Origin of the sequence: Sphingomonas aerolata, from assembly GCF_023935825.1 — a bacterium.
Classification (GTDB): domain Bacteria; phylum Pseudomonadota; class Alphaproteobacteria; order Sphingomonadales; family Sphingomonadaceae; genus Sphingomonas; species Sphingomonas aerolata.
In genome coordinates, this window is the sequence record NZ_CP098762.1 from 2,647,258 (window position 1) to 2,671,986 (window position 24,729).

The following is a 24,729-nucleotide window of genomic DNA, read 5'->3' on the forward strand; positions in this document are numbered from 1 at the left end:
CGATGACCGATGCGCGTGGCGCCGTTTATCTGCGCGTGTCGGTACTCGCGATCGCGGCTGCGGCGATCGTCGGACCGACGCTCGTCGTGACCAATCCTCCGGCGCTGCCGCACCCGGCGCGCGCCGCGATGCCGAAACAGCGCGTCGTGCCCCAGGCCGAGCTGCCCCCCGTCGAGCCGGTCCGGTTCGTCGACCTAGCGCCTGAGGATGCGCGGGCGTTCAACGCCACGGTGCCGTTCTCGACTGATCCGAACCCCGCTGCACGGCCGTTCCGCTTCGCTGGCACCGCAGACGACCTTGCACGCGCGACCGACTGCCTCGCGGCCGGCACGCTGTACGAGGCGGGGGACGACACGGTCGGCGAACGCGCCGTCGCGCAGGTCGTACTGAACCGCCTACGTCATCCCGCCTTTCCGAAGACCGTCTGCGGGGTCGTGTTCGAGGGCGAGACGCGCGCGACGGGATGCCAGTTCAGCTTCAGCTGCGACGGCGCGCTGCTTCGATGGAAGCCCTCCGAGGACGCTTGGCGCCGGGCGCGCAGCGTCGCGACCGCCGCATTGTCGGGCAATGTCTATCGACCGGTCGGCTATGCCACGCATTACCACACCGACTGGGTCGTCCCCTATTGGCAGTCGAGCCTCGACAAGATCGTCGCGGTCGGCTCGCACCTGTTCTTCCGCTGGTCGGGCTGGTGGGGCACGCCCCCAGCCTTCCGGCGCGCGCCCGAGCAGGGCGAACCGGTCATCGCGCAGCTCGCGCCTATTTCGGATGCGCACCGCACCGCCGCCGCGCTGTCAGAAGCCGATGCCGCGATTGCCGAGGCATCCGCCGCGCTCGGCTTTGTTTTGGGCGATGACGCGGTCGCCGGTGACCTCGCGAACGCCGCCTCGACGCCTTTCGCGACTGCCGAAGGCGATACGGTGCTGATGACCTTCTCGCCGGGCGTGCTCCCCAACGCCTACCCGACGCTCGCGACGATCGCCTGCGGCGACCGTGCCTTTTGTCGGTTCATGGCATGGGCCGACAAAACCAAGGCCGCAACGTCCACGCCGCTGACGCCGGTGCAGAGCGCGGCAATCACGTTCAGCTATCTGCGCGATCGCTCGGCCGATTACGAAAAGGCGTTGTGGAACTGCCAGCAGGTCCGCCGGCCCGATCCCTCGCAGTGCATGCGCGCGCGACAGACGCTGCGCGCGGCCCCCGCGGCGGTGGACAAGGCTGCACCCCCGGCGGATGCGCCACAGGAGCTCGACGGTGTGCGGCGCAAGACGCCCGCCACGCCAGCGGCAGCCGCAGCCGCAGCCCCGGTGTTGAAGCCGGACGTCAGGAAAGCACCACAAGTGACCGAGATGTGACGCAAAGACCGGCATACCAGTCGACACGCAACATTCAGATCCAAAAGAAAAGGCCGCGTCCACCCTTCGGTAGACGCGGCCTTTTCCGCTTCAGATCGCGTGTGCGATCAGTAGCGATAGTGATCCGGCTTGAACGGGCCTTCGACGGGCACGCCGATGTAACCGGCCTGCTTCGGGGTCAGCTGCGACAGCTTCACGCCCAGCTTCTCGAGGTGCAGCGCTGCGACCTTCTCGTCGAGATGCTTCGGCAGGACATAGACTTCGTTCTTGTAGTTCTCACCCTTCGTCCAGAGCTCGATCTGCGCGAGCGTCTGGTTGGTGAACGAGGCCGACATCACGAACGACGGGTGGCCGGTGGCGCAACCCAGGTTCACGAGGCGCCCCTTCGCCAGGATGATGATCTGCTTGCCGTCCGGGAACTTCACCAGGTCGGTGCCGGGCTTCACTTCGGTCCAGTCATAGTTCGACAACGCGGCGATCTGGATCTCCGAGTCGAAGTGACCGATGTTGCAGACGATCGACATCGGCTTCATCGCCTTCATGTGATCGGCGGTGATGACGTCGGCGTTGCCGGTCGCGGTGCAGAAGATGTCCGCACGCTTCACGGCGTCTTCCATCGTCACGACCTCGAAGCCCTCCATCGCCGCCTGCAGTGCGCAGATCGGATCGACTTCGGTGACCATCACGCGTGCGCCGCCGTTGCGGAGCGACTGGGCCGAACCCTTGCCGACGTCACCGAAACCGGCGACGCAGGCGACCTTGCCCGCGAGCATGACGTCGGTCGCGCGACGGATCGCGTCGACCAGCGATTCCTTGCAGCCGTAGAGATTGTCGAACTTCGACTTGGTGACCGAGTCGTTGACGTTGATCGCGGGGAACGGCAGCTCGCCCTTCTTGGCGATCTCGTACAGGCGGTGAACGCCGGTCGTCGTCTCTTCCGACACGCCCTTCAGGTTCTTGACGGTCTCGGTCAGATAGCCGGGGTTCTTTGCGACATACGCCTTCAGCGCACGCTGCATCTCGACCTCTTCCTCATTCTCGGGCTCGGGCATCGTGTGGCCGGCTTCGAGCTTTGCACCCCAGAGTGCGAACATCGTCGCGTCGCCACCGTCATCGAGGATGATGTTGGCGGTCTGGCCCTCGACGTCGCGATCCCACGAGAAGATGTCGCCGACATAGTTCCAATAGTCGGCGAGCGTCTCGCCCTTGATCGCGAACACCGGCACGCCCGTCGCAGCAATCGCGGCGGCGGCATGGTCCTGCGTCGAGAAGATGTTGCACGTCGCCCAGCGGACGTCGGCGCCGAGCGCGGTCAGCGTCTCGATCAGCACCGCGGTCTGGATCGTCATGTGCAGCGAACCGGTGATGCGCGCGCCCTTGAGCGGCTGCGCTGCGCCGAATTCCTCGCGGAGCGACATCAGGCCCGGCATTTCGGTTTCGGCAATGTTGATCTCGGCGCGGCCGAAATCGGCAAGGCTGATGTCGGCGACGACGTAATCGGTCTTGCCGTCCGTCTTCTGGGGCGCGAGCGTGGTGGCCACGAGGATATCTCCTGGAAATCTTTGATCGGCGAGCCTCATGCCCGTGCCGGATGCAGGGCCGCATAGAGGAACGGGCCGCCCAAATCAAATATAAAGATATCTTTATATGACGCCCGGAACGGTCCTCGCCGCGCTAGAATGTCATCTTGACCCGCGGATGCGCACCGCGATCGTCAGGCCGTACCGGTATCCGCCACCAGCAGCCGCGGGTCGACGCCGGCCCGCTCGAACGCCCTGCTCCAGCGCTCATCCGCGTTGGTGTCGAACACCAGATCGGCGGCGCCGGCGACGTTGAACCAGCCGGGACGCGCCAGTTCGCCCTCGATCTGCCCGCTGTCCCATCCCGCATAGCCGAGCGCGACGACCCATTGCGACGGCCCCTTCCCCTCCGCGATCGCGCGGAGCACGTCGATCGTGCTCGACAAGGCCCAGAGCCCTGCGACCTCGATCGTGTCCTGCCCGCCCCAGTCGCACGAATGGATGACGAAGCCGCGGCGGGGTTCGACCGGCCCGCCGAAATGCACCGGGGCATTGGGCGCGTCACCGGGTGCGATCTCGAACTGTTCGAGCAGGTCGTGAAAGCCGAGACCGTCGACGGTGGCGCCGAGACCAATCCCGAGCGCGCCGTTTTCGTCATGACTGCACATCGCGATCACCGCGCGGGCGAACCGCGGATCGCTCATCCCCGGCATTGCCAGAAGGAGTTGCCCGGAAAGAAAAGCCGTCTTGTCCATGCCCTAGACCATAGCGTCGCGACGGCCCCGCCGCCACGCTTGAAATCGCGCGCCTCCCATACGAGGTACCGTCCGCCCGGGACGATCTCGCGGCGACAGGAGAATTTCCATGACGATCAGCGTCGGCGACCGGCTTCCCAACACCACTCTCGTCAAGGCTACCGCGGACGGCCCCGATCAGGTCGAGTCCGAGACCTTCTTCGCGGGCCGCAGGGTCGCGCTCTTCGCGGTGCCCGGCGCCTTCACCCCGACCTGCTCTGCCAAGCACCTGCCGGGCTTCGTCGAAAAGGAAGCTGCGCTGAAGGCCAAGGGCATCGACGAGGTCGCCTGCACATCGGTCAATGACGCGTTCGTGATGGATGCATGGGGCAAGTCGGCCGGTGCCGGCGACATTACGCTGCTCGCGGACGGCAATGGCGATTTCGCCAAGGCGGTCGGACTGACGATGGACGGCTCGGGCTTCGGCATGGGCACGCGCAGCCAGCGTTATTCGATGATCGTCAATGACGGCGTCGTCGAGCAGCTCAACGTCGAGGCCCCCGGTGAGTTCAAGGTGAGCTCCGCCGAGTACCTGCTTAGCGAGATCTGATCGCGTCGCGCTCCGTCATCCCCGCGCACGCGGGAATGATGGAGCTGGCGCCGCACGCGCGCCAGTCTTGCCTCCGTAATCTCGCCCGCGTAACACTGGGCGATGACAATCGCATCCGACCTGGTCGCCGAACTCGACCGCCTCTACCGCGCCTCCGTCGCGCGGCTCCAGTCCGCCATGAGTGCGTATATCGCCGACGGCACCGTGCCCGATCCGGCAAGCCGCAGCGATGGCTCGTTCGCCTATCCCGAAATCCGGCTGATCTACAAAGGCGGCATTGACCGCCCGACCCCGCTCCGCTCCTTCGGGCGGATGGTGAATCCCGGAGAATACCGGATCAGCGTGACCAAACCCGCGATCTTCGCCGATTATCTGACCGAACAGCTCACCCTGCTGATCGAGGACTATGACGTGGAGGTCGAAGCCGTCGAAGGGCGGCAGGAGATTCCCTTCCCGTACGTCATCGATCCCGGCCACGCGCTGAGCCTCGACGAAGTCTCCGCGACCGAGCTCGCACGGTTCTTTCCCGCCACCGAGCTCGCGCATATCGGTGACGAGATCGCCGACGGACTGTGGGTCGCGCAGGACGACACCCGTCCGCTCGCGCTGTTCGATGGCTTGCGCACCGATTTCAGTCTCGCACGGCTGCGCCATTACATGGGCACCCCTGCCGAACACGCGCAGCGCTTCGTATTGTTTACGAACTACCACCGCTATGTCGATGAATTCGTTCGCTGGGCGGGCACGCAGCTCGGCGAAGACAGCCGGTTCACGACGCTGTCGGGTGCGGGCGGGATCACGATCTCGTCAGGGGACGATATCGACAAGATCATCTCCGACAGCGCATGGCGGCGGCATCAGATGCCCGCCTATCACCTGATGGCGGACGACCGCACCGGGATCACGCTCGTCAACATCGGCGTCGGCCCGTCCAACGCCAAGACGATCTGCGACCATCTTGCGGTACTGCGTCCCGAGGCCTGGCTGATGATCGGTCACTGCGGCGGCCTGCGTCCCAGCCAGCGGATCGGCGACTATGTGCTCGCGCATGCCTATCTGCGTGACGACCATGTGCTCGACGATGTGCTCCCGCCCGAGATTCCCGTCCCCGCGATCGCCGAAGTCCAGGTGGCGATGGCCAAGGCCGCCGAGATCGTCTCGGGCCAGTCGGGCGAGGACCTGAAGCGCCGGCTGCGTACGGGGACGATCGTCACCACCGACGACCGCAACTGGGAGCTGCGCTATTCGAAATCGGCGCTGCGCTTCTCGCTGTCGCGAGCGGTCGGCATCGACATGGAATCGGCGACGATCGCCGCACAGGGCTATCGCTTCCGCGTTCCCTACGGCACGCTGCTCTGCGTCTCGGACAAGCCGCTCCACGGCGAGCTGAAGCTGCCGGGTCAGGCCAACCGCTTCTACGAACGCGCGATCAGCGAGCATCTGCGGATCGGGATCGAAACCTGTGAGCAGCTTCGCCAGGAGGGCGCCAAGCTGCACAGCCGCAAGCTGCGGGCGTTCGACGAGCCGCCGTTCCGGTAAGGCCTGCCGCGCGATTTTCGGAGCGCATCGCATACCGATGCGTTACGCCCGCGGGATCATTTGTGAGGGAGCATAGCCGTGGCCGACACCGACCCGCCTGAAACGGACGCCAAGAAGCCCGTCGTCACGCGCCGCCGCGCGCCGCGCAAGGCCAGTGCACCCAAGCCGGCAAAGCCAGTGGTTGCGCCGGCCGCGCCGGCACTCGACAAGCCGACATCCGAAAAGGCGGTCCCCGTCTCGCGCAAGCCCAAGCCCGCCCCCAAGCCCCGCTCGACCAAGCGCAGCACGCCGCGACCGATATCGGCGCGCAAGACGCCGCCGCCCGTCGCCAAGCCGATCGACAAGGTCGGCGGCAAATGGGGTGCCGCCGCGATCGCGGGCGGCGTCGCGGTACTCGGCGCCGCCGCAGCGCTGCTGACCCTTCGCGGCAGCACACCGAAGACGCCCAAACCCGCTGGCAAGCACGCGCATCAGGCGGACAGTACGGATTCGTCGAAGTCGTTCGAGGCAGGGATTGCCGACGAAGGGACGATCCCGGAATAATCGTCCCCGGGACCGTTCGACCGGTTCCCTCCCCCGGCTAAGACCGGGGAGGTACGAGGCTGCTCCCCCGCGGACGCCTGAGCCCCGCTAAAACCCGAAACGCGCTCGCGGCCCTGGATCCCCGCTTTCGCGGGGAAACGGGGCGGTTGAATGACAGCCTTGCCTCACCAACCGGTGGGCTTGCCCTTGTTCTGCACGTCGAGCCACGCCTTGAGCGGCTTGAAATACTCGACCAGCGCCGCGCCCGACATCTCGCGGCTGCCCGTGAACACCTGCAGCGCGTCGGGCCAGGGCTTGGACTGCCCCATGCTCAGCATCGCGTTCAGCTTCGTGCCGACCGCCTTGTTGCCGTAGAACGAGCAGCGATGCAGCGGCCCCTTCCACCCCGACTGCTCGCACGCCGCCTTGTAGAACTGGAACTGCAGCACGCGCGCGAGGAAATAGCGCGTATAGGGCACTGCCGCCGGGATGTGATATTTCGCGCCCGCGTCGAACTTCGTCTCGTCGCGCGCGACCGGCGGCTTGATCCCCTGATATTGCAGCCGCATCTGGTCCCATGCCGCTTGATAGCCGGTCGTCGGGATCTGCCCCGAGAACACGCCCCAGCGCCATTTGTCGATCAGCAGCCCGAACGGCAGGAACGCGACCTTGTCCATCGCCTGGCGCAGCAACAGGCCGATGTCCTTGTCCGCGCTCGGCACCCGCGCCTGATCGAGCAGCCCGATCTTCACCAGATAATCGGGCGTGATCGACAGCGCGACGGTATCGCCGATCGCCTCGTGGAAGCCATCGTTCGCGCCGTTCTTGTACAGCATCGGCTGCGCCTTGTACGCGCGCTGGTAGTAATTGTGGCCGAGCTCGTGGTGGATCGTGACGAAGTCGTCCGCATTCACCTTGGTGCACATCTTGATCCGGATATCGTCCTGGTTGTCGATATCCCAGGCCGAGGCATGGCAGATCACGTCGCGGTCCGCGGGCTTGGTGATCTGCGACCGCTTCCAGAAGGTCTCGGGCAGCGGCGCAAAGCCCAGCGACGAGTAGAACCCCTCGCCCTGCTTCACCATCTTCACTGCGTCATAGCCCTTGGCCTTCAGCAGCTCGCCCGTGTCGAAGCCGAGATCGCCAGCCCCCTTGGGGGCGACGATGTCGTAGATATTGCCCCATTCCTGCGCCCACATATTGCCGAGCAGATCGCTGCGGATCGGCCCGGTCTTCGCCTGGACCGCATCGCCATATTTTTCGTTGAGCTTCCACCGCGTATAGGTGTGCAGTGCCATGTAGAGCGGCTCGACCTCTTTCCAGATCTTGTCGGTCAGCGCGGCGAACTGCTCGGGGCTCATGTCGTAGCCCGACCGCCACAGCGCACCGACATCCTTGTAGCCGAGTTCGCGCGCGCCCTCGTTCGAGATGGCGGTCATCTTGGCATAGTCGCCGCGCATCGGCGCGCCGACCGCGTCGTTCCAGCTCGTCCACATCTCCTGCAGCTTGGCGGGATCGCGGCTCTCGCCCATCGCCGCCTCGATGTCGGAGCCGTTGATCGGCTTGCCGTCGAGCGTCCCCATGCCCTTGCCGTAGGACGACGACATCTTCGTCGTCAGCATCGACAGTTCGTCCGATGCGCCCGGCCGCGTCGGGGCGGGCAGCGTCAGCCCCCCGCGGAGCAGGTCGAGCTTGCGCTTCGTGTCGACCGACAGGCCCGGGACATTGGCGTATTTCGCCGCGCCCAGCGCATATTTCACGCCGAGATCGGTCATCTCCGCGCCCGACTTCGCCGCCAGCGCATCGGTATCGTCGGTGATGTAGGTCGCGTTCACCCACGCCACGCGCGAGGCGTCGACCGACTTGGCGGCAAAGACCTTTTCCGCCTCGGCGACGAACGCGTCCGCCTGCGCGGCGGTCGGCCTGGACGCAGCAGCGGTGGCCTGAGCACCGGCCACTGACGGCGCAGCGCACAGCGCGCCGGCGAGAGCAAACATCGAAACGCTGAACCGAACCATCATCATCCCCTTATCGTGAGGCCCTGATGGATGATCCGCCGCCAGATGGTCAACCCGCCAGCCACGCCCTCCCGTCATCCTGACGAAAGTCAGGACCCAGGGTCACGGGGGGCGGCGCTGCCTGGCTGCGGGTCCTGACGTTCGTCAGGATGACCGGGGTCTATTCAGCAAGAAAGTCCGCGATCGCCTGGCCAAGTTCGGGCTTTACCACCGCGCTCATATGCCCGCCCGGCGTCGCGACATAACGACCTTGCGGCAGGACTGCGGCGAGGTCCGGTGCCGACCCGTTATCCTCGTCCTCCGCACCGCACACCACCAGTGCCGGCTGCTCGATCGCCTTGACCGCCTCGATCGGTGTATCCGCAAAGGTCTCTAGGATCCCGAGCAATGCGACCGGATCGCCGCCCGTAGTCTTCAGAAACGCCTCGGCCAGCCACTCCGGCGTGCCCTGGACATGCTCGCCCAGATTGGTGAGGATATTGCGGAAATGCCCCGCGCGCCGCGACGTCTCGGTCAGCCCGGCGAGCCCCATCCCGGAAAATATCACGCGCCTGGGGGTCGCGCCCGTCGCCAGCATTCGCGACGTCGTCCGCGCGCCGAGCGAATAACCGCCAAGATCATAATCGGTCAGCCCGAGATGATCGACCAGCGCATGGCCGTCGAGCGTCAGCGCATCCGCGGGGTAGAATTCCAGCCCATGCGGCTTGCCGCTCTCGCCGTGCGCGCGCAGGTCGGGCATGATCACGCGGAACCCCTTGGCCGCGATCTTGGCGGCATGGCCGTAGCGGATCCAGTTGGTCTTCGCGTCGGAGAAATAGCCGTGGATCAGCACCACCGGCCGCCCCTCGCCGACCTCGCGCCACGCGATCCGCGTGCCGTCAAAGCTCTCGAAATACTGCGTCTCGGTCGGGGAATGTGCCACGGATCCAGATCCCTATAATCTTAGGATGTCGTCGCCCCCGTCCGACACACAACACCATGCTGTCAACCGCCACGAAGAGACGCGCTCCGGGAATATCCGCGACCCTCCGCTACGTCATCCTGACGAAAGTCAGGATCCAGAGCCACGGATGCGGCGCTTGGTATCCTGGATCCTGACTTTCGTCAGGATGACGAGCGCCCATCGTTATGGCCCTGCCGTACGACGCGATCACAAAAAGGGGTAGTGTGGCACGCAAACTCCTTTAGCTAAGGGACAAGGATCGCGTCGGACGATTCACCGAGGATGCGCGAAGGGCCCGACCAAGGACCCGCAATGCCGCCATCTGCCGACGCCACCCTTCCCTCAGCCACACTCCCGCTGGGACGCCCGCACAGCATCGCGGAGGATTTTTACGCGCTCGTCATCGGCTGCATCCTGCTGGTGATCGGGCTGGTTTTCCTGAAGGCGGCAGGGCTCGTCACCGGCGGGATCGCCGGGATCGCGCTGCTCTTGTCCTATCTGGTGCCCTTGCCGACCGGCGTGCTGTTCACGCTGATCAACCTGCCGTTCTTCCTGTTCGCGCATTACGCGATGGGCCGCCGCTTCGCGATCAAGACGATGCTGGTGAATGCCGGGATCGCCGCCTTCTCGACCTTCGCGGGCGGATCGATGCACGTCGACCAGATGCACCCGTTCTTCGCCGCGATCGTCGGCGGCACGGTGATCGGGCTCGGCATCCTCGTCCTCGCGCGACATCAGGCCGGGGTCGGCGGCACTGGGGTCGTGACGCTGTGGCTACAGCGCACGCGTGGGTGGAATGCGGGCCGCACACAGATCGCGCTCGACGTGGTGATCCTCGCCGCGGCGATTCCCGTCGTCAGCGCGGGTCAGTTCGGCTGGTCGGTCCTAAGCGCGGCCGCCATCAGCCTTATCCTGATCGCTTGGCACCGCCCGGGCCGCTATATCGGCCACTGATCTCAGCGGCCATTCTTTAGGTGCGCGATGACGGGAGGGGCGTGCCGCCCCCCCCGACCAACGACCTACGCGTCCTTCTTCAGATGCCGACGACCCAGGAGCTCGGCGATCTGCACCGCGTTCAGCGCCGCGCCCTTGCGCAGATTGTCCGACACGCACCACAGGTTGATGCCGTTCTCGACGGTCGAATCCTCGCGCACGCGGCTGATGAAGGTCGCGAACTCGCCGACGCATTCGATCGGCGTGATATAGCCGCCATCCTCGCGCTTATCGATCAGCATGACCCCGGGCGCCTCGCGCAGGATGTTCTGCGCCTCCTCGGCCGAGATCTCGCTCTCGAACTCGATGTTGATCGCTTCCGAATGGCCGACGAACACCGGCACGCGGACGCAGGTCGCGGTGACCTTGATCTTCGGGTCGAGGATCTTCTTCGTCTCGACCACCATCTTCCACTCTTCCTTGGTCGACCCGTCGTCGAGGAAGCTGTCGATGTGCGGGATCACGTTGAACGCGATCTGCTTGGTGAACTTCTTGGCCTCGGCCGGGTCGCCGACGAAGATGTTGCGGCTCTGCTCGAACAGCTCGTCCATGCCCTGCTTGCCCGCGCCCGACACCGACTGATAGGTCGCGACGACGACGCGCTTGATCTTCGCGGCGTCATGCAGCGGCTTGAGCGCGACGACCATCTGCGCAGTCGAGCAGTTCGGGTTGGCGATGATGTTGCGAACCTTATAGCCGTCGATCGCGTCCGCATTCACTTCGGGCACGATCAGCGGCACGTCCGGATCCATCCGGTACAGCGACGAATTGTCGATCACGGTGCAGCCCGCCGCGGCGAACTTCGGTGCGTAGACCGCGGTCGCCTCCGACCCGATCGCGAACAGCGCCATGTCCCAGCCGGTGGGGTCAAAATTCTCGATATTCTGACATTTGATCTGCTTGCCGGTGTCACCGAAATCGACCATCTCGCCCTGGCTGCGCGACGATGCGACGCAGGCGATCTCGTCCGCCGGAAATTCGCGCTCCGCCAGGATGTTGAGCATTTCGCGCCCGACATTGCCGGTCGCCCCTGCGACCACGATCCGATAACCCATTATGTCGTCCCTTGATGCCGCCGCGAAACGATCGCGACATTGCTGATTTTCATCCGGGCGCGTCCGTATACGTCTCCGACGCGCCCTGCCAGATAACTTTATTTCGTCGGGGGCAAGCTCGTCCCTTCGCCGGGAACAGGTTTGTCCTTCACCGTCCGGTCGAGGAAGTTGAGGATCGTCCCCCAGACATGCTCGCTGATCCCCGGCCCCGCGACGCGGTGCGTATAGCCCGGGTAGAACATCATCTCGAACGGCGTCGCGGTCGCCTGCATCTTGGCGGCCACCTTGGTCGAATTGTCGAGGAACACGTTATCGTCCGCCATGCCGTGGATCAGCAGAAGCGGATCCTTGATCAGCGACGCATCCTCGACCGCGGCCGACGTCGCATAGCTCGCCGGATCGGTCTTGGGATCGCCCAGATACCGCTCGGTATAATGCGTGTCATAGAGCTGCCAGTCGGTGACCGGCGCGCCCGAGACTGCGGCGGCATAGACCCCCGGCGTCTTCTCCAGCATCTTCAGCGACATGTACCCGCCATAGGACCAGCCATAGGTCGCGATCTTGCTCGGCTCGACGAACGGCAGCGTCTTCAGATACTCCGCCCCGGCCAGCTGGTCCTCGACCTCGACCGTGCCCATCGCGTGATAGATCGCGTCCTCGAACTTCTTGCCGCGGTTGTAGGAGCCGCGATTGTCGATCTGGAAGAAGATCCAGCCCTGATCGACCAGATATTGCGGCAGCGGCCCCTGCCAGCCGCGCGTGACCTGCTGGCCGGTGCCCGGACCGCCATAATGCTGGAAGAAGACGGGATATTTCTTGCCCGGCTCGATCGGCGGGGTGATCATCTCGTAATAGAGCGTCGTGCCATCCTTGGCCTTCAGCGTGCCGAACTTGGTCTGCTGATGGCTGGCGGCATAGGGATGATAGGGATGCCCCTCCTTCACCGCATTCTCGTTGATCCACGAGATCCGCTTGCCGGTCGCATCCGCCAGATAGACCTGGGTCGGCTGTGACGGGTTCGAGCGCGAGACGATGAACCGCGTCCCCGCGCCGTCCATCGACGCGCTGTTCCACCAGCCGCTCTCGGTCAGCTTGGTGATCGCATTCGGCTTGGCAATATCGACCGAATAGAGCTGCTGCTCGAGCACGTCGTCCTTGTTGCCCGTGAAGAACAGCCGCCCCTTGGCCTGGTCGACGCCGACCAGCCCGGTCACGACCCAGTCGCCCTTGGTCAGCTGCGTCCAGCGCCCCGCCGCGAACCGGTAGAGATGGCCATAGCCGCTCCGTTCCGACCGCCAGATGAGGCTGCCGTCCTTCAGCACGCGGTAGGCGTCCGACAGGTTCAGCCAGCTCTTCACCCCCGACTTCTCGGTGAACAGGATCGTCGACTTGCCCGTTGCCGGGTCGACGCGCAGCATCTCGAGCAGCTTCTGGTCGCGGCTCTGGCGCTGGACGAGCAACATCGTCCCGTCCGGCGTCCAGTCGACCCGCGCCAGATAGATGTCGGGGTTGGTGCCCAGATCGACCTTCACCTGTCCCGACCCGTCGGGCTTCATCACATACAGGTCGACCAGTGCATTGGGCGTGCCCGCGGCGGGATAGCGCTGATCATAGACCTTGGTCCCGGTCGCGCCGATCGACGCGCGCGTGAAGATCCGCACCGGTGCCTCGTCGAACCGCTCGACCGCGACATAGCGCTCGTCGGGCGACCACCAATAGCCCGTGCGGCGATCCATTTCCTCCTGCGCGACGAACTCCGCCTCGCCGAAATGGACGGTGCCGCCGCCGCCCTTGGTGACCGCGCGCGCCTCGCCGCCCGCGAGCGGCTGGACGACGAGATTCTGGTCGCGGACATAGGAAACGAACCCGCCCTTGGGGCTGATCACAGGGTTCAGCTGGCCACCCGGTGTATCAGTCAGCCGCCGGACCTTGCCGTCGAGCGTCGCGATGTACAGGTCGCCGTCGAGTGGCACGAGGATCGACTTGCCATCGGGGGCCCAGTCATAGGCGACGATACCCTTCGACCCGGCGATCCGCGCGCGCTCACGCTGCATCTTCTCGGCTTCGCTCAGCTCGGCGCCGCTGCCTACACTCTTCGAATCGACGAGCATCCGCTCCTGGCCCGTGGCGGTATCGACCGCCCAGAGATCGAACCGCTCCTTCTCGTCCGCCCGGTTGCGCAGCGAGGTCAACAGCGCACCGTCGGGCGACAGCCGTACCGCGCGCGGCTGCGGGCCCGACAGGTCGGGATTGCCGAACACCCGCGCCAGCGTCAGATCGCCGGCCGGGGCTGCAGCCGCCATGGGAGCCGCAGCCGGATCGCTCGGCGTGGCAACGCCGTCGGCGGCGCCTGCCGTTTGCGCGGACGCGCCGTCAGCAGCCATCGCGGCGGTTCCGACCGAAGCAAGTGCAAGCCCAAGCAACCATGTACGCATCCTATAGTCTCCGATGGACGGGCTCCAGCGCGGTGCCGGTGCCGCGCGCGTTATCGCGGCGCGTCCCGCCCCCGTAAAGCCGTAAACCCCGCGTGATGCGCTCGCCCGCGGCCAAGCCGTCAAGCCCAGGCCGACCGGACCCGCCGGCGGATGGTTAGCAGCCGGTTAACGTCATGTGCACGCGGTCTTTACACGTGACGTGCAAGGACCTGCGATCGGACGTCCGCACGCATATGGCGCGCGGGCATCCCAGACATGACCGGGGACTAATGGCTTCGACGACGGCATCCATTGACGAAACACGGCCCGGCGCCTGGGACGTCGTCGCGCGCCTTGGCGCCGTCGACGGTGCTGTCGCGCACCCTCACGCGACGCGACTGATCCAATCCGCCCCCGCCCAGCGCAACCTGTCGGATGCGGTGCACGCGTTCTGCGACGTCTATGGACGGCATCCCGGGATGATCGACGACGCCTTGCTGCGTGGCGCACAGTTGGGTTCGCTGCCCTGGCTCGAAACCGCAGCGACCGGGTTCGCGATCGAACGCGGCTATCTCGCCCAGCTGACCGCCGCCGTGGGGCCGTTGCCCTCGACACCGGGTCAGGCGGCGACCGAGGCCGCCCTCGCCGGCGTGCGCAACGCGCTGGAGATCCTGTCCGGTTCGGAGCGCGCCGGTTGCGCCACGGGGGCGGTGGCCGCGCTGCTCCACGACTGGGCGGTGACGCGCGATGTGCTCGACCTTGCCGCGACCCGGTTCGGCATCATCGCGCCGCCGCGCGCGCTCCCGCCCGCTGACGTCAGCGCCAAGGCACTGGCGACGCTGGGTGCAACGCCGGGTACGCGGCGCGCCATCACCTTCGGGGCGCAGCAGCTCTACGCCCAGCATCGCGGCCTCTGGTCGCTGCTCGAAGCCCGCGCCAGCGCGCGCGGCGATCTCTGACCGGATTGCACACGCAGCCTAGGCCAGTGTCCTAGCAACTCCCCGGGCAACCTCTGAAAACAAACTCTTGAACTGCGCCTCGGTGGGCGAGCCGCCACGCGTGTAGACACTGATGATGATCGGCGTGTCGGGATCGCGCCACAACAGCCCGATGTCGCCGGCCGCGTCCTTGCCGTTGTTACCCGTCTTGTTGCCGATCACCCACGCGCGCGGCAGACCGGCCCGCAACCGCGCGTCGCCGGTCCGGCATTGCCGGAGCCACAGCATGAGCAGCGCGCGTGACGAGGGCGACAATACCGGACCACGTGTCAGCCGTCCGATCGTCGACGCCATCGCCCTAGGCGTCGTCGTGTTGCGCAACCCACCCGGCGGCGTACGGTTCAGGAACGGCTCGATATCGTCCAGCCGGCTGACATCGTCGCCGAGACCCCGCCAATAGGCGGTGAGCGCGGCGGGTCCGCCGATCCGCTGCAACAAGATGTTGGCGCAGCTATTGTCGCTCTGCTCGACTGCCGCTTGGCACATCTCGCCAAGCGACATCTCGCCGCGCGCCAGATTCTGCCGGGCGACGGGCGCGTGCCAGTCCTGCAGGTCTGCGGGCGATAGCGCGATCCTGTCTGCCAGCCGCGCCCGGCCGCGATCGACCCGGTTCAGCACGCACGCGGCGAGCGAGGCCTTGAACGTGCTGCACATGACGAACCGCTCATCGGCACGCCAGGCGATCGCCCTCCCCGTCATCAGGTTGCGCGCGTAGAGCCCGACATGGCCGCCGCTCGCGGCCTCGTAGGCCGCGACGCCGGGCGGAGGAGCCTCGCTACGTGCGAAGGCCGGACGCGTGACGAGCGTTGCGGAAACGCCTGACAGGAGAGCCCGCCTGTTCAGCATGATGATCGTGATGCCTCCTCCAGCCGCGCCGTTTCGCCGCGCGATCGTTCCGTACACCGTCCGGGCCTTGCCACGAACCCTGATCGCTGTCGGTGTCGTCATCGTCCGGGTTGCGTCGGATGCCCAACAGCTTCTATCCGTACCGGGAATTCGATTCTGACGGGAATGGGCATGAAGCGCTTCGAAGGCACGCAGAGCTATGTCGCGACCGACGACCTCAAGGTCGCGGTGAATGCCGCGGTGACGTTACGCCGCCCGTTGCTGATCAAGGGTGAGCCCGGCACCGGCAAGACCGTGCTCGCCTATGAGATCGCCAAGGCGCTCGGCGCGCCGCTGATCGAATGGAACATCAAGTCGACGACCAAGGCGCAGCAGGGGCTGTACGAATATGACGCGGTCGCCCGCCTGCGCGACGGCCAGCTCGGCGACGAGCGCGTCCACGACATCGGCAATTATATCCGCAAGGGCAAGCTCTGGGAGGCGTTTACCCAGCCGGCGCCGCCCGTCCTGCTTATCGACGAGATCGACAAGGCCGATATCGAATTCCCCAACGACCTTTTGCAGGAACTCGATCGGATGGAATTCCACGTCTACGAGACCAAGGAAACCGTCCGCGCGGTCGAGCGCCCGATCGTCATCATCACCAGCAACAACGAGAAGGAACTGCCCGACGCGTTCCTGCGCCGCTGCTTCTTCCACTATATCAAGTTTCCCGACCGCGACACGATGCAGGCGATCGTCGACGTCCATTTCCCCGGGATCCAGCGCATGCTCGTCTCGCGCGCGATGGACCTGTTCTACGACGTCCGCGACGTCCCCGGCCTCAAGAAAAAGCCCTCGACCTCCGAACTGCTCGACTGGCTCAAGCTGCTGCTGCACGAGGACATGCCGCTCGAGACGCTGCAGAATCGCGATCCGACCAAGGCGATCCCGCCGCTCCACGGCGCACTGCTCAAGAACGAACAGGACGTGATGCTGTTCGAACGCCTCGCCTTCATGGCAAAGCGGCAGAAGAACCAAGGGTAGCTTCGGGAGCGGCGGGACAGCAGCGGCCGGGACCGTCCGCCTGAGCAACGCTGAACATGCGGCCTTAACCAGTTGCGCGCTATCGCTCCGGGGGTGCGTCACCACCTGCCCCTCCCCGCGGCATACGCGTTGCTTGCGATCCTGGGCGTCGCGGTCTGGGTCCGGATCCTATCGGGCCATGGCGGGCTTTGGGTCGACGAGGCGTGGTCCGCGGTGCTGGTGGCGAAGGCGGGCACGCCCTGGGCGGTGTTCAGGTCGATCAACCACGACAACAACCACCATCTGAACAGCCTGTGGATGCAGGCGGTCGGCTATGCCGCGCCGCCGCTGGCCCTGCGCGCGCTGTCGATCGTCACCGGTGCCGCCACGGTGCTGGTCGTCGCCGCGATCGGTGCGCGGCGCTCCACGGCGCATGCGCTGGTCGGCGCAGCGCTGTTCGCGCTGTCGCCGATCCTGGTCAATTATGGCAGCGAAGCGCGCGGCTATGCGCCAATGCTGCTGTGCGCGGTGGGTGCGATCCTGGTCGCCGCACGCTGGCTCAACGCCCCTGGCCCTGCGCCCCGCCATGCGCCGGGGCTGCTTGCGCTGCTGACCATTCTCGGACTCCTGTCGCAATTGACGATGCTGTTCTTCGTGGTCGCGATCGCCGGCTGGGTCGCGCTGACGCTGCGCCAGCGGGTTGCCACAGGGACGGCCGCTGCGATGACCGCGCGGCTGATGCTGCCGAGCGTCGTTGCCGTCATGCTTGTCTTCACGCTGGTCTTCGGCGCTGCCGCTGCAAGCCCTGGCGGCATGCAGGTCGGCGACTATGTGCCCTTCTCGTTCGCGAGCCTCGTCAATGCGCTGCAGGTCATGCTGGCGACGACTTTCGGCGCGTCCAGCCTGGCCCGGTGGTCAATCGCAATGCTCGCGCTGGCGACACTCGTCGTCACAGGAATCGCCGTGGCGCAACGACGACCCATGGCGTGGCTGGCAATGCTCGCCATCGCCGGACTGCCGATCGCCCTCGCCACGCTTCACATCGCCAACACAGGAATGCCGCGCTACTTCCTGCTATCCAGCGTCGCGGTCCTGTTGCTCCTGACTGACCTGATCGCCACCGCGCTGACGAAAGGCCCCCGGTCAAAGATATTGGCCGCGCTCGCCCTCACTCTCCTCGCGATCGGCATGAACCACGACATCGCGCAGGACATCGCGCGACGGCGCGGCGATATCGATGCCGCCATCGCCAGCGTCCGCATCGAAGCACCGGGCGGCGCACGCGTTCATGTCGATCACCTCCAGCCCGTTGCCCCGCTTCGGGTCGCAGCCGCGACGGCGCGCTATCCGCTCGTGCTGACAAGCGACTGCCGACCTGTGCAATTCGTCTTTGTCGATCTCGACGACGGCGGCGCGGCGATGGCCACGACGCGACGCTGCGGACGCGTCTATACGCTTCGGACCATGCGCCGCCGGGAAATGCTGTCGGGAACCGACTGGGCACTTTACGGACTACCCCGCGCGCGCAACGCCTTGTCGTCTAATCCATATTGAGGCTGGCGCATCGTCATGCCATTAACCACAGGCGGCAACATGGCGGTCATGGGACGGCCTTTAGGATCACGGGATGAATCGCTTCAGTCGCGCCCTTCTCTCCGCTGTCCTCACGATCGGCGCGGGGTCCGCTGCACAGGCATCGCTGCTCGACTATGTCGGCCAGTGCGTTCCGTTTGCGCGAGCGGCCTCGGGGATCGAGATCTATGGCGATGCCTGGACCTGGTGGCGTCAGGCCGATGGCCGTTACGAGCGGACGCACCGACCAAAGACGGGCTCGGTCATCGTTTTTGCGAAGACGGCCCGCCTGCCGATGGGGCATGTCGCGGTCATCAGCCGCGTCGTCGAGAAGCGCGTCGTGATGCTGACCCATGCCAATTGGTCGCGCCAGAACGGCGAACGCGGTCATGCCGAACAGGACGTCACGCTGTTCGACGTCTCGCCAGCCAATGACTGGAGCCGCGTCAAGGTCTGGTACAAGGATGTCGACGGCCTCGGCGGCGGGATCTACCCGGTCTACGGCTTCATCCACGGCGATGCGCGACCCGCGGCCGAACTGACCAGTCGCAATCCCGATTATGTCGGCGCGCTGATCGACGCATACGTCCCGGGCAGCTGACCGCGCATACCCGATCCTCGACTCGCCCCTCGACTTCGCGGGGCTGGAGAGGCAGGATAGGGCGATGTTTCTCAATTTTCTCGACGAGCTGCGTAGCGCGGGCATCCCGGCCAGCCTCAAGGAGCATCTGCTCCTGCTCGAGGCGCTCGACGCCGAGGTGATCGAGCGGACGCCCGAGGAATTCTACTACCTCTCCCGCGCGGTCTATGTGAAGGACGAGGGGATGCTCGACCGCTTCGACCAGGTCTTCGCCAAGGTCTTCCGCGGCCTCGCCACGAGCTATGGCACGACGCCGACCGACATCCCCGAGGATTGGCTGAAGGCGGTCGCCGAGAAATTCCTCACCCCGGACGAGATGGCCGCGATCCAGTCGCTGGGCTCGTGGGACGAGATCATGGAGACGCTCAAGAAGCGGCTCGAGGAACAGCAGGGACGCCATCAGGGCGGCAACAAATGGGTCGGTACCGGCGGCACCTCCCCCTACGGCAATGGCGGCTACAACCCCGAAGGCGTGCGCATCGGCGGCGAGAGCCGGCACAAGCGCGCGCTGAAGGTCTGGGACCAGCGTGAGTTCCGCAATCTCGACAACACCCGCGAACTCGGCACGCGAAACATCAAGATCGCGCTGCGACGCCTGCGCCGGTTCGCACGCGACGGCGCCGCGGACGAACTCGACATCGACGGCACGATCGCCGGCACCGCGCGCCAGGGCTATCTCGACATCGTCATGCGAGCCGAACGCCGCAATGCGATCAAGATGCTGCTGTTCCTCGACGTCGGAGGATCGATGGATCCCTTCGTCAAGCTTTGCGAGGAACTCTTCTCGGCCGCGACCACCGAGTTCAAGAACCTCGAATTCTATTATTTCCACAATTGCCCCTACGAGGGCGTGTGGAAGGACAACACGCGCCGCTTCGCCGAGCGTACGCCTTTGTGGGACGTGCTCCACAAGTTCGGCCATGATTACAAACTCGTGCTGGTCGGTGACGCATCGATGAGCCCGTACGAGATCACCCACCCCGGCGGCTCGGTCGAGCATTTCAACGAGGAGCCGGGCGCGGTCTGGATGCAGCGCCTGACGACTACCTATCCGTCTGCGGCATGGCTCAACCCCGTGCCCGAGGCGCAATGGGGCTATTCGCAATCGGTCCGCATCATGCGCGAACTGATGACCGACCGCATGTACCCGCTGACACTCGCCGGTCTCGACGACGCGATGCGTGAGCTTACCCGCAAGCGCTAACGCGCCGCCTGCGCGATCCCGTAACGGAACCGTCATGGACCCGGTCGGTTTAGCGTGCATCATCCCTGTGCGAGGAATAGCTTATGTCGTCGATCCCGAATTCTGCCATGCCGCATGCCAAGGTCAAGCATGACGACGACGCCGCGCCGGCTCCCGCCGCGAAGGGCGACTGGATGGACGATGCGACGGACGCGGCAAAGGCCGGCATCGCCACCGCCACTGACGCGGTGAAGTCGCACCCGAAGACCGCGATCGCGGTCGGCGCCACGCTGGTCGCCGGCATTGCCGCCGCGATTGCCGCACCTGCGCTCCGCGCAAAGGACGCACCGGAAAAGAAGACCCCGCCAAAGCCCGCGCCCAAGAAGCCCGGCAAGCCGAAAAAGGCTCACTGAGGGAAATGTGTGGCCCGCCGGCAACGGTGGGCCATAGTCTTTTGTATCTTGGCGGGCTCAGGCCGGGTGAACGATCCCGCCCATCATCGCCGCCGGCACCCCCGTCGTCCCCGGAAAACTGATTGGTAGCCCCCGGAGCGTCCGCACCGCCATATAGGCGAACCCTTCCGCCTCCAGCGCATCGCCGTTCCACCCGAGCGCGTCAGTCGCCTCAACCCGCAGCCCGGTCGCCGCGGCGATCATGTCCAACATCGTCGGATTATGACGTCCACCGCCCGCGACCAGCAGCCGCTTGGGTCGCGCAGGCAGATGCCGGACCGCGTCCGCGACCGTCTCCGCGGTGAATGCGGTCAGCGTTGCCGCGCCATCCGCCGCCGACAGCCCGCGTGCCGGCTGGATCGTGAAGTCATTGCGATCGAGCGACTTGGGCGGCGGTGCATCGAAGAACGGGTGATCGAGCATCGCCGTCAGCACCGTCTCGTCGACGCGCCCCGCCGCCGCCAGCGCGCCCCCCTTGTCGTAGCGCGCACCCGTCTCCGCCTCGACCCAGCTGTCGATCAGGCCGTTCGCCGGCCCCGTATCGAACGCGACCAGCGAGTCGTTGCCATTTGTCGCGCCTGGAATGAAGGTGATGTTGCCGACCCCGCCCAGGTTCAGCACCGCGACCGGCCCGTCGAGCGTGGACGCCAGCGCCGCATGATAGACCGGAAGCAATGGCGCGCCCTGCCCACCCGCCGCCACATCGGCCGACCGGAAGTCGGACACCGTCGTGATCCCCGTCGCGCGCGCCATCGCCGCGCCGTCGCCAATCTGCCAGGTCCAGCCGCGATCGGGCCGATGCGCGATCGTCTGCCCGTGAAACCCGATCACGTCTACTTCCGCTGCGGCGACACCGGCATCCGCCAGCAGCTTGTGTACCGCGAAGACATGCGTACGCGTGATGAGATCGCCCGCCGCGACGATTGGCGGACTTGCACGCGGCCGATCGAACGTCAGCGCCATACGTGTCGCGTCGGACAGTTCCGCGCGCGCCGCATCCGAATAGGGCTCCCCACGGAACGCGATGGGGCGGACCATCGCCTCGCCATCGGTCTCGATCAGTGCGGCGTCGATCCCGTCGAGCGACGTCCCCGACATCAATCCAATCGCCAGCATTTTGGGTCCCCTTGCCTGTCCTCAAACCCGGCCATGACGGATCGTATCTCGACCGCCTAGAAAAAACCGAACTTTGCGCCTATGTGCGCGGCTCCCATGGCAACCATACTCCCCACTCCGCCCAAGATCGGCATGGTCTCGCTCGGCTGTCCGAAGAACCTCGTCGACAGCGAGCGGATTCTCACGCAGCTGCGCGGTGACGGCTATCAGATGTCGCCCGACTATGCCGGTGCCGACGTTGTCCTCGTCAATACCTGCGGCTTTCTCGATTCGGCGAAGGAGGAAAGCCTCGAGGCGATCGGCGAAGCCATCGCCGAGAACGGCCGTGTCATCGTCACCGGCTGCATGGGCAAGGAAGCCGAGGCGATCCGCGCGCGCTTCCCGCAGGTGCTCGCGATCACCGGTGCGCATGAATATGAGCAGGTCGTCGGCGCGGTCCACGAAGCCGCTCCGATGCCGCCCTCCGCATTCCTTAACCTGATTCCGGATGCCGGGCTCAAGCTGACGCCGCGCCACTACAGCTATCTGAAGATCTCCGAGGGCTGCAACCATCGCTGCTCCTTCTGCATCATCCCGAGCCTGCGCGGCGATCTCGTCAGCCGTCGTCCCGACGCGATCCTGCGCGAAGCCGAAAAACTGGTCGCCGCGGGTACGAAGGAGATGCTGGTCATCAGCCAGGACACGTCGGCCTATGGCGTCGACCTGCGCCACTCGGTCTGGCCGTTGAAGGGTGGCGGCGAGGTTCGTGCGCACATGACCGATCTCGCGCGCGAACTCGGCAAGATCGCGCCGTGGGTGCGGCTGCATTACGTTTACCCCTATCCGCACGTCGACCACGTCATCCCGTTGATGGCGGAGGGCTTGGTGCTGCCCTATCTCGACATTCCGTTCCAGCATGCCGCGCCAGCGGTGCTGCGCCGGATGAAGCGCCCAGGCAACGACGCCAAGGTGCTCCAGCGCATTCACAAATGGCGTGAGATCGCGCCCGACATCACGATCCGCTCGACCTTCGTCGTCGGCTTCCCCGGCGAGACCGAGGAGGATTTCCAGTATCTGCTCGACTGGCTCGACGAGGCGCAGCTCGACCGCGTCGGCGCGTTCCGGTTCGAACCGGTCGAGGGCGCGGTCGCCAACCTGCTGCCGGACCACGTGCCCGAGGAGCTCAAGGAAGAGCGCTACGCCCGGATCATGGAAAAGACTGCGGCGATCTCGGCAGCGAAGTTGCAGGCAAAGATCGGCCGGACGCTCGACGTGATCATCGACGTGGTCGACGACGAGGGGGCGACGGGTCGCTCACAGGCGGATGCGCCCGAAATCGACGGCGAGGTCTTCCTGCGCGACGCGGGTCACCTGACGGTCGGCGACATCGTACCCGTGACGATCGAAGATGCCGACGACCATGATCTGTACGGCGTGCCGGTCTGACGCGCCTGCGTCGGTCTTGACGCAACGATACTACCCCAAGGTGCACGCGAAAACGCCTGCACCTTGGGGCTCACACGTTCAGACGACGTTGCGACCGGTGAACAGCTTCACGAGCACCACGATCACCGCGATCACCAGCAGGATGTGGATCAACCCGCCCGCGACGTGAAAGGCGAAACCGGCAAGCCAGAGGACGAGCAAGATGACGGCGATGGTCCAGAGCATGGCAGTTCCCAATCTGTTGTGATGACGTGATCGATGCCGCTGAAACGTCCCCGCGCTCGAGCGTGTTCCGCCGTTTAACCTGATATGGGTTAAGCTCCTCAGCTAGCTCGACATTAAGTTGCGACGTTGCGCTGACACCCGCCTTCTGCTTCGATGTCGCCATGCTGTTTCGCCTGTTCACGCTCGCCGCGCTCGCGCTTCCTCTCCCAGCCATCGCCCAGTCGCTCACGCCTGCGGAAACCTCGCAGATCGATACGCTCGTTGCCGGTTCGCTCCGCGATACGGGCGTCCCGTCCGCATCGATCGCGATCGTGCGCGGCGGGCGGATCATATTCGCCAAGGCCTATGGCAAGCCGTCGGAAACGATCGCCGTGGCGGATCCGGCGTTGCCCTACCAGATCGCGTCGATTTCGAAGCAATTCACCGCCGCCGCGATCCTGCTGCTCGAGGATGAGGGCCGGCTGAGCCTCGACGATACGGTGGCAAAATATGTCCCCGGCGTGACCGGCGGCGACCGCATCACGATCCGCCAGTTGCTCAGCCACACCTCGGGCCTGCAGGACTATTGGCCGCAGGATTACAGCTTTGCGGCAATGGCGACCCCCGTCACGCCGCAGCAGATCGTCGATCGCTGGGGGAAGAAGCCGCTCGATTTCGAGCCGGGCACGCAGTGGCAATATTCCAACACCGGCTATGTCGTCGCGGGCCTGATCGTCGAGAAGATCGCGAAACAACCGCTGCTCGACTTCCTGCAGCAGCGCATCTTCAAGCCGCTCGACATTCGCGCACTCGATCAGGACAAGGCGATCGGCAAGGGCTTTCCACAAGGCTATGGCCGTTTCGCGCTCGGGCCCGTCCGTCCCGAGACGCCGAGTGCGCCCGGCTGGCTGTACGCCGCGGGCGAGCTGTCGATGAGTGCGCGGGACCTCGCCAAATGGGACGTCGCGCGCCTTACCCGAACCACGCTGCCCGCGGACGACTGGGCGGCGCAGGAGACCCCTATCAGGCTCGTCGACGGATCGACCAATGGCTATGGCCTCGGCGTCTCGACCGGCACCGCCAACGGGCGTCGCTATGTCGAGCATAGCGGCGAGGCGGTCGGCTTCCTGTCCGAGAACATCGTGTATCCCGACGATCAGGCGGCGATCGTCGTGCTTACCAACAGCTGGTTCAGCGATGCGGTCGGCCGCATCTCGAGCGGGATCGCGAAGATCGTCCTGCCACCCCCCGCCGCGAACGGAGAAGATGCCGCCGCCCTGCCCAGGGCACGCGCAGTCTATGATCAGCTCCGCACCGGCACGCTCGACCGCAGCCGCCTGACCGAGGACGCCAATTTCTATTTCAAGCCGGTCGCGCTCGCGGACTATAAGTCGAGCCTCGGCGCGCTCGGCGAACCGACCGGTTTTGCGCAAACCGGCCGCGCCCGCTTGCGCGGCGGCTTCGTCAACCGCACCTATCGCATCACCTATCCCGACCGTACGCTCTCGCTCAGCACCTATGCCGAACCCGGTGCGAACGGCCGGTACGAACAATTCCTCGTGGCTCCCTCTCAGTAACTGGCACG

At 65.7% G+C, this 24,729-nt stretch carries 22 protein-coding genes; 13 read left to right on the forward strand and 9 right to left on the reverse strand.

The genetic code is table 11. The annotated features are described in order from the left end of the window. Positions 1-2: 2 nt before the first annotated feature. Positions 3-1,355 carry a cell wall hydrolase gene (locus NEF64_RS11985; protein ID WP_056408674.1) on the forward strand — a complete coding sequence of 451 codons (1,353 nt, stop codon included), beginning with the start codon at positions 3-5 and terminating at the stop codon, positions 1,353-1,355. Between the two features lie 107 nt (positions 1,356-1,462). Here NEF64_RS11985 and ahcY read toward each other — a convergent pair whose 3' ends face one another. Next, on the reverse strand, positions 1,463-2,896 hold the full coding sequence (gene ahcY, locus NEF64_RS11990; protein WP_031394782.1) for an adenosylhomocysteinase: 1,434 nt from the start codon (positions 2,894-2,896) through the stop codon (positions 1,463-1,465). Positions 2,897-3,069: 173 nt separating this feature from the next. Then, the gene (locus NEF64_RS11995; RefSeq protein WP_056407654.1) at positions 3,070-3,630 is read right to left on the reverse strand and encodes a YqgE/AlgH family protein; all 561 of its coding nucleotides are present in this window, start codon (positions 3,628-3,630) and stop codon (positions 3,070-3,072) included. Between the two features lie 109 nt (positions 3,631-3,739). Between NEF64_RS11995 and NEF64_RS12000 the strand changes: the two genes are divergently transcribed. The 3 genes from NEF64_RS12000 (at position 3,740) to NEF64_RS12010 (ending at position 6,301) form a co-directional block, all read left to right on the forward strand. Then, positions 3,740-4,219, forward strand: coding sequence for a peroxiredoxin (locus NEF64_RS12000; RefSeq protein WP_056407652.1), 480 nt, complete (start codon positions 3,740-3,742; stop codon positions 4,217-4,219). Positions 4,220-4,321: 102 nt separating this feature from the next. Further along, a complete protein-coding gene (locus NEF64_RS12005) occupies positions 4,322-5,758 on the forward strand; it encodes an AMP nucleosidase (RefSeq protein WP_056407650.1) in 1,437 nt (478 codons plus the stop codon). Between the two features lie 78 nt (positions 5,759-5,836). Next, positions 5,837-6,301, forward strand: a complete 465-nt coding sequence (locus tag NEF64_RS12010) for a hypothetical protein (RefSeq protein WP_200912199.1) — start codon at positions 5,837-5,839, stop codon at positions 6,299-6,301. A gap of 164 nt (positions 6,302-6,465) precedes the next feature. Here the strand turns inward: NEF64_RS12010 and NEF64_RS12015 are convergent, their stop codons facing one another. Continuing rightward, the gene (locus NEF64_RS12015) at positions 6,466-8,298 is read right to left on the reverse strand and encodes a M2 family metallopeptidase (protein ID WP_056408671.1); all 1,833 of its coding nucleotides are present in this window, start codon (positions 8,296-8,298) and stop codon (positions 6,466-6,468) included. A gap of 160 nt (positions 8,299-8,458) precedes the next feature. Further along, positions 8,459-9,220, reverse strand: coding sequence for an alpha/beta fold hydrolase (locus NEF64_RS12020; RefSeq protein ID WP_056407648.1), 762 nt, complete (start codon positions 9,218-9,220; stop codon positions 8,459-8,461). Positions 9,221-9,553: 333 nt separating this feature from the next. Here NEF64_RS12020 and NEF64_RS12025 point away from each other — a divergent pair, with 333 nt between their 5' ends. After that, entirely contained in the window at positions 9,554-10,195 is a 642-nt protein-coding gene (locus NEF64_RS12025; protein ID WP_031394464.1) for a YitT family protein, read from the forward strand. 65 nt (positions 10,196-10,260) lie between these two features. Here the strand turns inward: NEF64_RS12025 and NEF64_RS12030 are convergent, their stop codons facing one another. Together NEF64_RS12030 and NEF64_RS12035 are read right to left on the reverse strand one after the other, a co-directional pair. Then, a complete protein-coding gene (locus tag NEF64_RS12030; RefSeq protein WP_056407645.1) occupies positions 10,261-11,289 on the reverse strand; it encodes an aspartate-semialdehyde dehydrogenase in 1,029 nt (342 codons plus the stop codon). Between the two features lie 98 nt (positions 11,290-11,387). Beyond that, positions 11,388-13,592 (reverse strand): S9 family peptidase, encoded by a 2,205-nt coding sequence (locus tag NEF64_RS12035; RefSeq protein WP_056407643.1) that lies wholly within the window; start codon positions 13,590-13,592, stop codon positions 11,388-11,390. A 401-nt stretch (positions 13,593-13,993) separates the two neighbouring features. On the opposite strand from NEF64_RS12035, the gene NEF64_RS12040 reads away from it, so the two are divergent. Beyond that, positions 13,994-14,662 carry a DUF6975 family protein gene (locus tag NEF64_RS12040; protein ID WP_056407641.1) on the forward strand — a complete coding sequence of 223 codons (669 nt, stop codon included), beginning with the start codon at positions 13,994-13,996 and terminating at the stop codon, positions 14,660-14,662. Between the two features lie 18 nt (positions 14,663-14,680). On the opposite strand, the gene bla is transcribed toward NEF64_RS12040, so the two are convergent. Next, positions 14,681-15,649 carry a class A beta-lactamase gene (bla, locus tag NEF64_RS12045; protein WP_235516436.1) on the reverse strand — a complete coding sequence of 323 codons (969 nt, stop codon included), beginning with the start codon at positions 15,647-15,649 and terminating at the stop codon, positions 14,681-14,683. Between the two features lie 69 nt (positions 15,650-15,718). On the opposite strand from bla, the gene NEF64_RS12050 reads away from it, so the two are divergent. The 5 genes from NEF64_RS12050 to NEF64_RS12070 all read left to right on the forward strand — a co-directional run bounded on the left by NEF64_RS12050 (position 15,719) and on the right by NEF64_RS12070 (position 20,360). After that, positions 15,719-16,573 carry an AAA family ATPase gene (locus NEF64_RS12050; protein WP_031394950.1) on the forward strand — a complete coding sequence of 285 codons (855 nt, stop codon included), beginning with the start codon at positions 15,719-15,721 and terminating at the stop codon, positions 16,571-16,573. Positions 16,574-16,666: 93 nt separating this feature from the next. Further along, complete coding sequence (locus tag NEF64_RS12055; protein WP_056407639.1) at positions 16,667-18,106, forward strand: hypothetical protein; 1,440 nt, start codon at positions 16,667-16,669, stop codon at positions 18,104-18,106. Between the two features lie 73 nt (positions 18,107-18,179). Further along, positions 18,180-18,725: a CHAP domain-containing protein gene (locus NEF64_RS12060; RefSeq protein ID WP_031394952.1), complete on the forward strand. Its 546-nt coding sequence runs from the start codon at positions 18,180-18,182 to the stop codon at positions 18,723-18,725. 64 nt (positions 18,726-18,789) lie between these two features. Continuing rightward, positions 18,790-19,968, forward strand: coding sequence for a vWA domain-containing protein (locus NEF64_RS12065; protein ID WP_031394953.1), 1,179 nt, complete (start codon positions 18,790-18,792; stop codon positions 19,966-19,968). Positions 19,969-20,051: 83 nt separating this feature from the next. After that, positions 20,052-20,360, forward strand: a complete 309-nt coding sequence (locus tag NEF64_RS12070) for a hypothetical protein (RefSeq protein ID WP_056676217.1) — start codon at positions 20,052-20,054, stop codon at positions 20,358-20,360. Between the two features lie 57 nt (positions 20,361-20,417). Here the strand turns inward: NEF64_RS12070 and NEF64_RS12075 are convergent, their stop codons facing one another. Then, entirely contained in the window at positions 20,418-21,515 is a 1,098-nt protein-coding gene (locus NEF64_RS12075; RefSeq protein WP_031393575.1) for an anhydro-N-acetylmuramic acid kinase, read from the reverse strand. 96 nt (positions 21,516-21,611) lie between these two features. On the opposite strand from NEF64_RS12075, the gene rimO reads away from it, so the two are divergent. Then, entirely contained in the window at positions 21,612-22,940 is a 1,329-nt protein-coding gene (gene rimO, locus NEF64_RS12080; protein WP_031393576.1) for a 30S ribosomal protein S12 methylthiotransferase RimO, read from the forward strand. 78 nt (positions 22,941-23,018) lie between these two features. On the opposite strand, the gene NEF64_RS12085 is transcribed toward rimO, so the two are convergent. Then, a complete protein-coding gene (locus tag NEF64_RS12085) occupies positions 23,019-23,165 on the reverse strand; it encodes a lmo0937 family membrane protein (RefSeq protein WP_107045915.1) in 147 nt (48 codons plus the stop codon). Positions 23,166-23,326: 161 nt separating this feature from the next. On the opposite strand from NEF64_RS12085, the gene NEF64_RS12090 reads away from it, so the two are divergent. Beyond that, the gene (locus NEF64_RS12090; protein WP_082446967.1) at positions 23,327-24,721 is read left to right on the forward strand and encodes a serine hydrolase domain-containing protein; all 1,395 of its coding nucleotides are present in this window, start codon (positions 23,327-23,329) and stop codon (positions 24,719-24,721) included. Positions 24,722-24,729 lie beyond the last annotated feature (8 nt).